This window comes from Acidiferrobacter sp. (genome assembly GCF_054609335.1).
The window spans coordinates 1-12,886 of record NZ_JBTRWP010000020.1 but is presented as its reverse complement, the minus strand read 5'-3'; the positions used below and the strand labels follow the sequence as shown (position 1 = coordinate 12,886).

At 63.7% G+C, this 12,886-nt stretch carries 13 protein-coding genes; 10 read left to right on the top strand and 3 right to left on the bottom strand.

All coding sequences use genetic code 11. The features are described from left to right. Window positions 1-13 precede the first annotated feature (13 nt). Window positions 14-1,219, top strand: coding sequence for an O-succinylhomoserine sulfhydrylase (locus ACYCTF_RS06990; RefSeq protein ID WP_461283093.1), 1,206 nt, complete (start codon window positions 14-16; stop codon window positions 1,217-1,219). Between the two features lie 2 nt (window positions 1,220-1,221). Beyond that, window positions 1,222-1,932, top strand: coding sequence for a hypothetical protein (locus ACYCTF_RS06985; RefSeq protein WP_461284755.1), 711 nt, complete (start codon window positions 1,222-1,224; stop codon window positions 1,930-1,932). Here the strand turns inward: ACYCTF_RS06985 and ACYCTF_RS06980 are convergent. After that, window positions 1,870-2,640 (bottom strand): UDP-2,3-diacylglucosamine diphosphatase, encoded by a 771-nt coding sequence (locus ACYCTF_RS06980; RefSeq protein WP_461283095.1) that lies wholly within the window; start codon window positions 2,638-2,640, stop codon window positions 1,870-1,872. The two genes, ACYCTF_RS06985 and ACYCTF_RS06980, sit on opposite strands and share 63 nt — an antisense overlap. Before the next feature lie 4 nt (window positions 2,641-2,644). Continuing rightward, window positions 2,645-3,136, bottom strand: coding sequence for a peptidylprolyl isomerase (locus tag ACYCTF_RS06975; RefSeq protein ID WP_461283096.1), 492 nt, complete (start codon window positions 3,134-3,136; stop codon window positions 2,645-2,647). 75 nt (window positions 3,137-3,211) lie between these two features. Between ACYCTF_RS06975 and gltX the strand changes: the two genes are divergently transcribed. The 7 genes from gltX (at window position 3,212) to pssA (ending at window position 10,788) form a co-directional block, all read left to right on the top strand. Continuing rightward, window positions 3,212-4,588 carry a glutamate--tRNA ligase gene (gene gltX, locus ACYCTF_RS06970; protein WP_461284754.1) on the top strand — a complete coding sequence of 459 codons (1,377 nt, stop codon included), beginning with the start codon at window positions 3,212-3,214 and terminating at the stop codon, window positions 4,586-4,588. Then, window positions 4,582-5,952, top strand: a complete 1,371-nt coding sequence (gene cysS, locus ACYCTF_RS06965; RefSeq protein WP_461283098.1) for a cysteine--tRNA ligase — start codon at window positions 4,582-4,584, stop codon at window positions 5,950-5,952. Before gltX ends, cysS begins: the two co-directional genes overlap by 7 nt. 102 nt (window positions 5,953-6,054) lie before the next feature. Further along, on the top strand, window positions 6,055-7,770 hold the full coding sequence (gene ilvB, locus ACYCTF_RS06960) for a biosynthetic-type acetolactate synthase large subunit (protein WP_461283099.1): 1,716 nt from the start codon (window positions 6,055-6,057) through the stop codon (window positions 7,768-7,770). After that, window positions 7,770-8,270 (top strand): acetolactate synthase small subunit, encoded by a 501-nt coding sequence (gene ilvN / locus ACYCTF_RS06955; protein ID WP_461283100.1) that lies wholly within the window; start codon window positions 7,770-7,772, stop codon window positions 8,268-8,270. The genes ilvB and ilvN overlap by 1 nt, the downstream gene beginning before the upstream one ends. A gap of 45 nt (window positions 8,271-8,315) precedes the next feature. After that, complete coding sequence (gene ilvC / locus ACYCTF_RS06950) at window positions 8,316-9,329, top strand: ketol-acid reductoisomerase (protein WP_461283101.1); 1,014 nt, start codon at window positions 8,316-8,318, stop codon at window positions 9,327-9,329. Beyond that, window positions 9,326-10,018: a phosphatidylserine decarboxylase gene (locus ACYCTF_RS06945; RefSeq protein ID WP_461283102.1), complete on the top strand. Its 693-nt coding sequence runs from the start codon at window positions 9,326-9,328 to the stop codon at window positions 10,016-10,018. The genes ilvC and ACYCTF_RS06945 overlap by 4 nt, the downstream gene beginning before the upstream one ends. An 8-nt stretch (window positions 10,019-10,026) precedes the next feature. Next, window positions 10,027-10,788 carry a CDP-diacylglycerol--serine O-phosphatidyltransferase gene (gene pssA / locus ACYCTF_RS06940; protein WP_461283103.1) on the top strand — a complete coding sequence of 254 codons (762 nt, stop codon included), beginning with the start codon at window positions 10,027-10,029 and terminating at the stop codon, window positions 10,786-10,788. Between the two features lie 51 nt (window positions 10,789-10,839). Here the strand turns inward: pssA and ACYCTF_RS06935 are convergent, their stop codons facing one another. Continuing rightward, a complete protein-coding gene (locus ACYCTF_RS06935; RefSeq protein WP_461283104.1) occupies window positions 10,840-11,238 on the bottom strand; it encodes a nuclear transport factor 2 family protein in 399 nt (132 codons plus the stop codon). A 203-nt stretch (window positions 11,239-11,441) separates the two neighbouring features. On the opposite strand from ACYCTF_RS06935, the gene ACYCTF_RS06930 reads away from it, so the two are divergent. Continuing rightward, a partial coding sequence (locus ACYCTF_RS06930; RefSeq protein WP_461284753.1) for a 2-isopropylmalate synthase occupies window positions 11,442-12,886 on the top strand: 1,445 nt, incomplete at its 3' end.

The following is a 12,886-nucleotide window of genomic DNA, read 5'->3' as shown; positions in this document are numbered from 1 at the left end:
AGGGGAGTCGGAAATGGATGACGACTTGAAGGGTCGTATGGAGACACTCGCGATCCATGCGGGTCACCACCGGACCCACGAGGGCGAGCATAGCGAGCCCCTCTTCCTCACATCGAGTTATGTGTTCGAGAGCGCCGAGCAGGCTGCGGATCGCTTCGCGGGGCGTGCCGAGGGCAACATTTATTCACGCACGAGCAACCCGACTGTGCGGATCTTCGAGGAGCGCTTGGCGATACTTGAAGGTGGCGAGCGGGCGCTTGCGACGGCCTCCGGAATGGCGGCGATCCTGTCTGTGTGCATGGCGCTCCTGAAGGCGGGCGATCATGTCGTGGTGTCGCAAAGCGTGTTTGGTCCGTCGGTGGCGCTTTTCCAGACCTTGGCGCGTTTCGGTGTGGTCACGAGCTTCGTGCCCCTGGAAGACGTAAAGGCTTGGGAGCGCGCGTGCACGGATCGTACGCGGCTCTTTTTCCTGGAGACGCCCTCTAACCCCTTGGGCGTCCTCGGTGACCTTGTGGCCCTGGCGGAGATCGCCCATCGCCACGGTGCCAAACTGGTTGTCGACAACACCTTTTGTACGCCGATCCTGCAGCGGCCCCTGGCGCTTGGCGCCGACCTCGTCGTGCATTCGGCCACCAAGTACATCGATGGCCAGGGGCGCGCGCTCGGCGGGGCCATCGTCGGACCCGAGTCCGTCATCGTGGGCGAGATCCTCCCCTTTGTGCGCACCGGCGGGCCGGTCATGAGTCCTTTCAATGCCTGGATCTTCCTGAAGGGCCTGGAGACCCTCTCTTTGCGCATGAAGGCCCATAGCGAGACCGCGCTTTCCGTGGCGAGCTGGCTGCAAACCCAGCCCCTCGTGGGTGAGGTGTTCTATCCGTTTCTTGCAAGCCACCCGCAGTATGCCCTGGCCCGCGCCCAGCAATCGGCCGGTGGTGGAGTGATCTCGTTTACCTTGAAGGACGGACATACGCGACAGTCCTTCGCCTTTGTGAACGCCTGTCGCTTGTTGTCGCGGACCGCCAACCTGGGCGACACCAAGACCACGATCACGCACCCGGCCACCACGACCCATGGTCGGCTGAGCCCGGAGGCGCGGCAAGCGGCCGGCGTGGGCGATGGGCTCATCCGTCTTTCGATCGGCCTCGAGGATCGTGAGGACCTGATCGCCGACCTGGAGACGGGCCTGCGGGCGGTTGCGGCGCTCGAGGGGGCGCGATGAGGGTGGGTCGCATCGTTGTTCGGCTTGGGGCGATAGGTCTCGCCCTAGCGCTCGCCTCCTGCGGGCGGGGCACGCCCCATGCCACCATCCTTTACATGAAGGAGCGGGAACTCGGTGGACCGCTGTTTCCAACGCGCATTATCGTAAACCGCCATTACCTGCGGATCGATCCGGATACCGGCACCGGCAATTACATCTTGTTCGATCGCAAGCAGCGGGTCATCTACAGCGTCGATCGCAATGATCGCACGATCCTTGTGATTCGAAGCCATCTCATTACCCTGGCGAAGCCCGCGCGGTTCCACGATTCGGTCAAGCCCGGGAAGCTCAAGGGTCGCTTCAAGGGTCACAAACTGAAAAGCTACCGGCTCTATACCAATGACCACCAGTGTTACTACGTGGTGGCGGCCAAGGGCCTCTTGCCGAGCGCGGTGTCAGCCCTCAAGGCCTACGCGGACACGCTGGCCGGGGAACAGGCCTTGACCGCCGCCCATACCCCGGCAGGGCTCGAGACCTCTTGCGATTTGGCGGACAACGTGTTCGATGCCGGCCGCGAGTACGCGATGGGTTTCCCGGTGCGTGTGCTCGATTACGAGCAGAACGAGAAGATACTTACGGGCTACAAGAAGGACGTCCCCGTCAAGCGCAGCTTATTCGTCCTGCCTGCGCATTACGTCCGCTATAGCCCCGGGGAAGTCCGCAACGGCGACTAGGGCGTGGCGTGTAGGTCCCATGACCAGCACGCTCGAACCTTCGTACCAATCGCCCACGACGATGCGCTCGCCCGGTCCTGCGGCGGTCGGCACTGGGTACTCGCCGGGCCTATGGGTGTGTCCATGGATCAAGCGCCGTACCCCGTGGCGCGCAAGGAGTGCGCTTGCCGCGTCGGTATTCACGTCGAGTATGGCGGCGTCCAAGGCCTGCGTCGCGCGGCCGCTCTCGGCGCGCAAGGCGCGGGCCATGGCGATGCGGTCTGCCAGCGGGCGGGTCAGGACCTGTTGTTGCCAGCGCGGATCGCGGAATTGGCGGCGCAGTTCCTGGTACTCGCGATCATCGGTGCAGAGTGCATCGCCATGACTGATCACAGTCGGCGTCCCAAAGAGGGTCAACTCGTATGGGTCGTCGAGCAGGCGGCAGCCGGTCAGTTCGACGAAGCGCGCGCCGAGCAGGAAGTCGCGATTGCCGTGCAGGATGCTGATCCCAAGACCCCGATCGGTGGCCGTGCGCAGCGCCGCGACCACCGGGGCGAATTCCGCTTCGTCCGCACCGTCGTCCCCGACCCAGTACTCGAACAAGTCGCCTAGGATATAGAGCTGATCGAGCAGGCCTTGTGCTTGCGCCAGAAAGTCCCGGAAAAGCTCGATTGCCTGCGGCCGCTGCGCCGTCAAGTGCAGATCGGCAATGAACGCCCGTGCCTTCACGCGCCTAGTCGATCCGTGTGTCGGTGATGATCACATCGTTCACCGGCACATCCTGATGCCCGTTGCGGCTGGTGGTGGCGGTGCCCTTGATGGCATCGACGATGTCCATGCCCTCGCTCACGCGTCCGAACACGCAATAGCCCCAACCCGTGGGGGTAGGCGCCGTGAAATTCAGGAAGTCATTGTCGGCGACATTGATGAAGAACTGGCTCGTGGCCGAATGCGGGTCACTGGTGCGCGCCATGGCGATGGTGCCGCGGGCGTTGCGCAGGCCGTTGTTGGCCTCGTTATCGATCGGCGCACGCGTGGGTTTTTGGTGCATGCCTGGCTCGAAGCCGCCCCCCTGGATCATGAAACCGTCGATGATGCGATGGAAGATGGTGTTGTTGAAAAAGCCCTCGCGGGCATAGGCCAGAAAGTTGGCCACGGTCTTTGGGGCCTTGTCGGCGTTCAGATCGAGGACGATGACGCCCTTATTCGTTTCAAGATGTATCATGGAGGACCCTCCGGCGAGTTTGGCGCATTGTCGCCGACTTGGCACGCAAGGGCAATGACGCGCTATCATGGGCGTATGAATCCCCGAACCACCCGTTTCGCGCCGAGCCCAAGTGGCCTTTTGCATCTGGGTAACGCGCGCACTGCGCTTTTCAGTCTGCTCGCAGCCTTGCCTGACGGGCGTTTCCTGCTGCGCATCGAAGACAGCGACCGCGCCCGCGCAAGCCTTGCGTTCGATGAGGCCCTGCGGGCCGACCTCCGGTGGCTCGGGTTCGGGCCCTACATGAATGAGACGGCGGCCCTTCGCCAGTCGCAGCGTGCCTCCGTCTATGATGAATACCTTATGCGCTTGCAGGCCCAGGGTGTCGTTTATCCGTGTTTTTGCACCGAGGCCGAATTGGGCGCGGAGCGCGCGGGCCTCCGCGCCCAGGGCCTACCGCCGCGCTACCTGGGCCGCTGCGCAGGCATTGATCCGCGAGTCGCAGAGGAACGGATTGCCCAGGGCGAGACCCCGGTGTGGCGGTTCCGGGTGCCGCCGGGGCAGGAGATCACATTTCACGATGTCGTGCGCGGGCCGCAGCATGTGGCGACGACCCTGCTCGGTGATTTCGTCGTGCGGCGCGCCCAGGGTGACGCCATGTTTTTCTTCGCCAACGCCCTGGACGATGCCTTGTCCGGGGTCACGCTTGTGCTGCGTGGCGAGGACCACCTGGCCAACACCCCGCGCCAGATCCTGATCCTGCGGGCGCTTGGCCTGCCCGTGCCTGACTATGGGCACCTGCCGCTTGTGCTGAGCGAGGCCGGCGCCCCGTTGTCCAAGCGCGACGGGGCCTTTAGTCTCGCATCCCTGCGCGACGAGGGCTTTCTGCCGCTTGCGGTGGTGAACTACCTGGCGCGTTTGGGCGCGGTGGTGGGTTCGGATCGGCTCCTGCCTCTCCCGGAACTCGCCCAGCTCTTCGACTGCCGCCGTATTGGGCATGCGCCGGCGCGCTATGATCGTGAACAACTGCTCCATTGGCAGCGCTTGGCCATGGCCGAGGCCCCGCTTGCTGAATGGATCCCGCTGGTATCCCACCGGGTGCCCGAGGAGGATCGGCTACGATTCGTGACGGCGACTCGTCCAAACGCCCTTTTCCCGGGGGACTACCGGCTTTGGGCGGACATCCTCTACGGCGAACCCGAGTCTCCGGATGCGGCCGCGCGCACAGCGCTTGCGGCGGTGGGGCCGGCATTCTTTCAAGCGGCGTCGGCGCACCTCGAGGCCGGCGGCGCGGCTACGGATCTGCCGGCGGTGTTGAAGGACGCGGGTTATGGCGGCAAGGCGCTCTTTCACGCCCTGCGCGCGGCCCTGACCGGCCGGGTTGCGGGCCCGGAACTCAAGGATGTCTTGGCGCTCATGCCGCGCGCGCTCACGGTACGGCGCTTGGCTCGGATACGGGATGAAGAATGCTGAAGATCTATAATACTTTGACGCGGGCCAAGGACGAGCTTGTTCCCCTGGAGCCGGGCCACGTGCGCTTGTATGTCTGCGGGGTTACGGTCTACGACCGTTGCCATCTAGGGCATGGCCGCGTGTTCGTCGTGTTCGATACGGTGGTCCGCTACCTGCGCCATCGGGGCTTGCGCGTGACCTATGTGCGCAACATCACCGACATCGACGACAAGATCATCAAACGCGCCCAGGAAAACGGCGAGGAGCTGAGCGCCTTGACCGAGCGCTCCATCGCCGCCATGGCCGAGGATGCCGCCGCCTTGTTCGTCGAGCCCCCCGACCACGAGCCACGCGCGACCCACTACATCGACCATATGACGGCGATGATCGACCGGCTTGTGGCCCAGGACTACGCCTACCAGGGCAAGAATGGGGATGTGTATTTTCATGTGCGCCGCTACCCTCGCTACGGCCGTCTGTCGGGGCGCACGCTAGACGATCTCAAGGTGGGCGCGCGCGTGGAGGCCGACGAGGCCAAGGACGATCCTCTGGATTTCGTGCTCTGGAAGTCGGCGCGGCCGAACGAGCCCGCGTGGCCTTCGGCCTTCGGACCAGGTCGTCCCGGGTGGCACATCGAATGCTCGGCCATGGCCGCCCATTGCCTGGGGAATCACTTCGACATCCACGGTGGCGGGCTCGATCTCACCTTTCCGCACCACGAAAATGAGATCGCACAGAGCGAGGCGGCCAATGGCGAGGCATTCGCCGACACCTGGATGCATGTCGGCTTTGTGCGCACGAACGGCGAAAAGATGGCCAAGTCGCTCGGGAATTTTCGGACCCTGCGGGATCTGCTCGCGGTGTACGATGGTGAGGTGTTGCGCTACTTTCTGCTCGCAAGCCACTACCGGGGCCCCTTGAATTACGACGACGAGGCGATCGCGCAATGCCGCGAGGGCCTCACGCGCCTCTACCAGGCCTTGAAGGACGCCCCCGAGGGGGTCGCGGAGGCTGACGGGGATTATGCGCGGCGATTCCACGCGGCCATGGACGACGACTTTAATACCCCAGGCGCACTCGCCGTGTTGTTCGAGATCGGGCATGCCATCCAACGCGCCCGCGATCAGCGCGACGAGACCGCAGTCGGGCGCCTCTCGGCCACCTTGCGGCTCTTAGGGGGGGTCCTCGGCCTGCTGTCGCGGCCGCCCGCGGTCTTCCTGCAGGGGAGTGGCGATCACGCGGATATCGAGGCCTTGGTGGCCTTGCGCGACCAGGCGCGGCGTGAGCGGCAGTGGGCCCGGTCCGACGCCCTACGCGACGAGTTGAAGGGGCGCGGGATCGTGCTCGAGGATACCCCGGCGGGGACCGTCTGGCGTCGGGCCTAGGACCGCCCCGAAGGGTCGCGATCACTAGCCCTTGACCGGCCGCGTTCCTTATCCGAAAATCAGGGGTTCGAAAAAGACCATAGATCACGGGGTGATATCGCTTTGGAGCTCACGGGAGCGGAGATTTTCGTTCGGTGCCTTCGCGACGAGGGTGTGGAGTACCTGTTCGGCTATCCGGGAGGCGCGGTCCTGCACATCTACGACGCCCTCTACAAGCAGGAAGAGGTGAAGCACATCCTAGTACGTCACGAGCAGGGCGCAACGCATGCGGCCGACGGCTATGCGCGCTCCACGGGCAAGCCTGGCGTGGTCCTTGTGACCTCGGGTCCCGGGGCCACCAATGCCGTGACGGGGATCGCCACCGCGTACATGGACTCGATCCCGTTGGTTGTGTTTACGGGCCAGGTGATGACGCACTTGATCGGCGACGACGCCTTCCAGGAGGTGGACGCGATCGGTATCACGCGGCCTTGCGTCAAGCACAACTTCATGGTGAAGGACGTCCGCGATCTGGCGCTGATTATGCGCAAGGCCTTTCATGTGGCTACGACCGGACGCCCGGGGCCTGTCGTAGTGGATATCCCCAAGGACATCACGGCGCACAAGACATCGTACGTCTTCCCTAAGGATCCGACGCTGCGCTCCTATAAGCCCGTGCGCGAGGGCGACCCGGCGGCCATACGTAAGGCCGCCGCCGTGCTTGCGCAGGCCAAGCGCCCCATGGTGTATGCCGGGGGCGGGGTGGTGCTGGGCAACGCTGCGACCGAGCTTACCGAGCTTGTCCGTTGGCTGGGTGCTCCTTGCACGAACACCCTGATGGGGCTCGGCGCCTTTCCGGCGACGGACCCCTTATTCGTGGGCATGCTCGGCATGCATGGGACGTATGAGGCCAATATGAGCATGCACGAGTGTGATGTGCTGCTCGCGATGGGGGCGCGTTTCGACGACCGGGTGACCGGCGATTTGGACAAGTTCTGCCCGAACGCACGCATCATCCACGTCGACATCGATCCGGCCTCCATCCAGAAGAACGTCCAGGTCGAGATCGCCATCATAGGCGAAGCCGGTCTCGTTATGCGCGAGCTGCTCGCGGCCCTGAAGGGGGCAGGCGCGCGTCTGGACGAGGCGGCCTTGAAGGCCTGGTGGCATAAGATCGATGCGTGGCGCGCGCGCCATTGCCTTGAATACGACCGCGCTAATACCGAGGTCATAAAGCCCCAGTTCGTGCTGGAGACGCTCTATCGGTTGACGGGGGGCGATGCCTTCATCACCTCCGATGTCGGTCAACACCAGATGTGGGCGGCGCAGTTCTATAAGTTCGACAAGCCGCGTCGGTGGATAAACTCTGGCGGATTGGGCACCATGGGTTTCGGATTGCCAGCCGCGATCGGGGTGCAGCTCGCGCATCCCGACGCCACGGTGGCCTGCGTGACGGGCGAGGCGAGCATACAGATGTGTATCCAGGAGCTGTCGACCTGTAAGCAGTATGATCTGCCCCTTACGATCGTGAACCTGAATAACCGCTATATGGGTATGGTGCGTCAGTGGCAGGAGTTTTTCTATCAGAGCCGTTATTCGCATTCCTATCTCGAGGCCTTGCCGGATTTTGTGAAGCTCGCCGAAAGCTATGGCCACGCGGGGCTGCGTATCGATAAGCCTCATGACGTGGAGGCGGCCTTGAAGGAGGCCTTGGGTCAGCGTGACCGACTCGTGTTTCTCGATTTCATCACCGACCAGACGGAGAATGTCTACCCCATGATCGCGGCCGGAGCCGGACACCACGAGATGCATCTGGCGACAGATCGCGAACTGGCGTGATGCGCCATATCATTTCCATACTTTTGGAGAACGAGGCTGGTGCCTTGTCGCGGGTGGCCGGGCTTTTTTCGGCGCGCGGCTACAACATCGCCTCGCTCACGGTCGCGCCCACCGAGGACCCGAGCCTGTCCCGCATGACTTTGGTCACGAGCGGATCGGAGGGCGTGGTCGATCAGATCCGCAAGCAGCTGAATAAGCTCGTCGACGTGGTGAAGCTCGTGGATTTGACGGATAATGAGCGGATCGAACGCGAGATGCTGCTCATAAAGGTCGCCGCCGAGGGCGAAGAGCGCGATGAGATCAAGCGGCTGTCGGACATTTTTCGTGGGCGTATAATCGACGTCACGGACCGCGCCTATACCATCGAGCTTACGGGCGATGGCGGCAAGATCGACGCCTTTATCTCTGTTTTGCAGCCGCGGCGTATCCTGGAGGTGGTGCGTTCCGGGGTCATCGGTATCGCCCGCGGTAGCATCACCGTCAAACCTGACGCGCCCTGAACCTTAATCAACCCTAACGGCCCGGCCTCCGGGCGAGGAAATCGCATGCAAGTGTATTACGAAAAGGACGCCGACCTCGGCCTCATTCGCAAGAAGAAGGTGGCGATCATAGGCTACGGTTCGCAGGGCCATGCGCACGCGAACAACCTCAAGGATTCCGGGGTCGACGTGGTCGTGGGCCTGCGCGCGGGCTCGCCCTCGGCGGTCAAGGCCTCGCGCGCGGGGCTGACCGTGAAGTCTGTGGAAGAGGCCGTCAAGGACGCGGATCTGGTCATGATTCTGGCCCCCGACGAGTTGCAGGCGGGGATCTACGAGAAGATGGAGCCCCACCTGAAGAAAGGTGTCGCGCTTGCCTTCGCGCACGGCTTTAGCATCCATTTCGGGCGTATCAAGCCCCGTCCGGACATGGACGTCATCATGATCGCGCCCAAGGGGCCGGGCCACCTGGTCCGTTCGACCTTTACCCAGAAGGGCGGGGTCCCGTGTCTGATCGCAGTGAGTCAGGACGCTTCGGGTCAGGGCCAGGCGCTCGCGTTGTCGTACGCGGCAGCGATCGGCGGCGGACGCGCCGGAGTTATCGCCACCACCTTCAAGGAAGAGACCGAGACCGATCTGTTCGGCGAGCAGGCGGTGCTTTGCGGCGGCGTGACCGCGCTCGTGCAGGCCGGTTTCGAGACATTGACGGAAGCAGGTTACGCGCCGGAGATGGCCTATTTCGAGTGTCTGCACGAGCTGAAGCTGATCGTGGACCTCATGTATGAGGGCGGCATCTCCAATATGCGTTATTCGATCTCCAATACCGCGGAATACGGTGACCTCACGCGTGGCCCGCGGGTCGTAAACGAGGGCACCAAGGCTGAGATGAAGCGCATCTTGGGTGAGATCCAGTCCGGGCAGTTCGCGCGCGAGTGGGTGGCCGAGAACGAGACCGGCGGCAAGCGTTTCCCCGAGCTGCGCGCTAAGGCCGCCCAGCATCCGATCGAGGCGGTCGGTGAGCGTCTCCGTGGGATGATGCCCTGGATCGGGGCCAACAAGATCGTCGACAAAGAGAAAAATTGAGCACTTCCTTGTCGGCAGCGGTGCCCGAGGGGGCGACGTTCCCCCTCGTGGCGCGCGAAGGCTGGGGCCACATCGCCTTGGCGGTGGGCGCCGCCGCGCTCGTCAGTTGGTGGAAGGGTCCGTGGATCGCTGCGCCGTTGTGGCTGATCGCGGTTTTTGTGCTGCAGTTTTTCCGGGATCCGCGCCGCGTCTTGGCCGAGGGTCGGGATGCGGTCCTTTGTCCCGCGGACGGACGCGTTATCGCCATAGGTCCCACCGAGGACCCTTACCTGAAGCGGCCGGCACTGAAGTGCAGCATTTTCATGAACGTTTTCAACGTACACTCCAATCGTCTCCCGGTCGCCGGTCGGATCCGCAGGCGCTGGTATAGCCCGGGACGTTTTGTGAACGCATCGCTCGACAAGGCATCAGAACATAATGAGCGCAATGCGCTCTGGCTTACGACGGCTGACGGCGATGATGTCGTGGTGGTGCAGGTGGCGGGGCTCATCGCCCGGCGCATCCTTTGTTATGTGGGCGAGGGGGATGAGGTGGATCGCGGGCGGCGGTACGGGTTCATCCGTTTTGGTTCGCGCGTCGACGTCTATCTGCCGCCAGGGGCGCGCCCCGAGGTCGCCTTGGGTGATAAGGTGAAGGCCGGCTCGCAGGTTCTGGCTCGGCTCGTGGGCCCGAACCCGTCCAATCCTTGAAAGGTGCGATGATGGAAGATAAGCGCAAAGGTATTTATATCCTGCCGAACTTGTTTACCACCGCGGCCCTTTTCGCCGGGTTCTATGCCATCGTCCAGGCTATGAAAGGCGAGTTCTGGCACGCCGCCGTGGCCGTCTTCGTTGCCATGGTCATGGATGGGCTGGACGGACGGGTCGCGCGCTGGACGCACACCGAGAGCGATTTCGGTGCCCAGTATGACAGCCTCTCGGACATGGTGTCGTTTGGGCTTGCACCTGCGCTGGTCGTCTACGAGTGGGGTCTTTCGGGTCTCGGCAAGCTCGGCTGGCTTGCGGCCTTCATCTATTCGGCGGCCGCGGCCTTACGCTTGGCGCGCTTCAACACCCAGGCGAGCGCCGATCGGCGCTTGTCGTTCCATGGACTACCGAGCCCGGCGGCGGCTGCGGTCGTGACTGGCCTTGTGTGGGTCCTGCAAGGCTATGGCCCACCCCACTTGTGGCTGCGCGCGACTGCCTTGACGATCACAGTCCTGATCGGTGCGGCCATGGTAAGCAATATCCGCTACCACAGCTTCAAGCACATCGATCTCAAGGGGCGCGTGCCCTTCATCGCGGTGCTCGCCATCGTCCTGATCTTCGTCCTGATCTCACTCGATCCCGCGCGGGTCTTGTTTGCGCTGTTCTTCTGTTACGCCCTGTCGGGGCCGATCGACTCGCTCGTGCGGCGCTACCGCCGCTCGGTCCATAGGCGCAGAGTCGGCGACGGCCACGAAGGCGCGCCCCGTCCCTGACTGGGATCGCGGTACCGATCCTAAGTCCGGCCGCGTCGCCGGTGGGATGTCTTAGGGCAGGAAGGCCGTGGGGTCTTCGATACGCATGGCAGCCGGCGTCCCTTGGTGAAAATGCACCTGCCAGCGGCCGTGTTGGGATCGCCAGAGCGAGCTGCGCCAGGAGGGCGCCGTGATTGTCTCGTCCTCCGTACTTTCCACCAGGTAGATGGTCAAGGCCACCTCCGGGGCCAGAAAGCGCACCTGAAAGTCGCGTATGGCGCGGTTGTGGCGCGCCTCATGGGTCAGGTGTCTCAGGGTCTCGGCGCGATCGTAGAGCCGTCCTGAGCAGCCGATTTCATAGAAATCGTCGGCGAGTAGCGCCGCGGGATTCGGTTCCTCTGAGTTCGGGGCGCCATTTAGGAGCCGCTCTTCGAGGATGCGCAGGAGGTGGGGGGAGTCGCGGTTCGTCATCGTGGCGGTTCTCGGGGGGCGCCGCGCCGGACGCGGGGTCTCTATCTCCCACGATAGGAGCCTCGAAGGGGGGCGTCAAGGGCGAGCGTACCGGCGTCGGGGGCTTGCCCTTCGATAGACTTTGTGGGGGATTTTGGCTAGAGTCCCGCGGATTAGGGGTGTGTAAGGGCGCGATTGGGCGCCGATGGCGATAGGCGAGAGCGATGGCCGATCAACTTTTGGTGTTCGATACCACATTGCGCGACGGGGAACAGAGTCCCGGCGCGTCCATGACCTGCGAAGAGAAGGTGCGTATTGCGCGCGCTCTCGAGCGTCTGCGGGTCGATGTGATCGAGGCCGGCTTCCCGATCGCAAGCCCTGACGACTTCAAGGCCGTGAAGGCGGTGGCCGAGGCGGTGACCGAGAGCCGGGTCTGCGGGCTTGCCCGGGCGCTCACCAAGGACATCGATCGCGCAGCCGAGGCGTTGAAGCCTGCGCGCGCTGCCCGTATTCATACCTTCATTGCCACCTCACCCATCCATATGCGCGAGAAGCTGCGTATGAGCCCCGAGGCGGTGCTCGAGGGCGCGGTGAAGGCGGTGCGCTATGCGCGCCAATTCACAGACGATGTGGAATTCTCGGCGGAGGACGCCGGCCGCTCGGACCCCGATTTCCTCTGCCGTGTGATGGAGGCGGTGATCAGCGCCGGCGCCCGCACCGTTAATATTCCGGACACTGTCGGCTACAGCGTCCCTGCGCAATTCGGGGAACTCATCGCGATGCTGAAAAACCGCGTCCCGAACGCCGATCAGGCCATTTTCTCGGTCCATTGCCACAACGATCTCGGTCTTGCGGTGGCCAACTCCCTGGCGGCTGTGTACCACGGCGCGCGCCAGGTCGAGTGCACGATCAACGGTCTTGGCGAGCGTGCCGGCAATGCCGCGCTCGAGGAGATCGTCATGGCGGTGCGGACCCGCCAGGACGTGTTCCAGTGCGATACGCGCATCGAGACCCCGCACATCGTGGCGGCGAGCCGTCTCGTGTCGACCATCACGGGTTTCGCCGTGCAGCCCAATAAGGCCATAGTGGGTGCCAACGCCTTCGCCCACGAGGCCGGCATCCATCAGGATGGGGTGATCAAGAACCGCGAGACCTACGAGATCATGCGCGCCGAGGACGTAGGTTGGAGCGCCAATCGCATGGTCTTGGGCAAACACTCCGGGCGCAATGCCTTCCGCGCGCGCTTGGCGGAGATCGGCATTACCCTGAAGGACGACGCGGCCTTGAATCAGGCCTTCGAGCGTTTTAAGGATCTGGCGGACAAGAAACACGAGATCTTCGACGAGGACCTCCAGGCGCTCGTGAGCGAGGGGGCCTTGGAGGAGGCGGTGGAGCCCGTGAAGCTCGTGACCTTGGAGACCGCCTCAGGGACCGGCACCAAGCCGCGTGCGGATGTCAGGCTTATATGGAATGGCAAGGAACATGAGGCCCACGCCGAAGGTGGTGGGCCTGTGGATGCGGCGTTTCGTGCCATAGAGGGTGTGGTGGCAAGCGGCGCGACCCTGCAGCTTTATGCCGTGAACGCGATCACGAGCGGCACGGATGCTCAAGGCGAGGTGACCGTGCGCCTTGAGCGCCAGGGACGCATCGTGAATGGCCATGGCGCCGA

Bases quoted from the DNA above. Each gene is read 5' to 3' on its own strand.
- ACYCTF_RS06990 (WP_461283093.1), top strand. From the start codon at position 14: ATGGATGACGACTTGAAGGGTCGTATGGAGACACTCGCGATCCATGCG.
- ACYCTF_RS06975 (WP_461283096.1), bottom strand. From the start codon at position 3,136: ATGATACATCTTGAAACGAATAAGGGCGTCATCGTCCTCGATCTGAAC.
- gltX (WP_461284754.1), top strand. From the start codon at position 3,212: ATGAATCCCCGAACCACCCGTTTCGCGCCGAGCCCAAGTGGCCTTTTG.
- cysS (WP_461283098.1), top strand. From the start codon at position 4,582: ATGCTGAAGATCTATAATACTTTGACGCGGGCCAAGGACGAGCTTGTT.
- ilvN (WP_461283100.1), top strand. From the start codon at position 7,770: ATGCGCCATATCATTTCCATACTTTTGGAGAACGAGGCTGGTGCCTTG.
- ilvC (WP_461283101.1), top strand. From the start codon at position 8,316: ATGCAAGTGTATTACGAAAAGGACGCCGACCTCGGCCTCATTCGCAAG.
- pssA (WP_461283103.1), top strand. From the start codon at position 10,027: ATGATGGAAGATAAGCGCAAAGGTATTTATATCCTGCCGAACTTGTTT.
- ACYCTF_RS06935 (WP_461283104.1), bottom strand. From the start codon at position 11,238: ATGACGAACCGCGACTCCCCCCACCTCCTGCGCATCCTCGAAGAGCGG.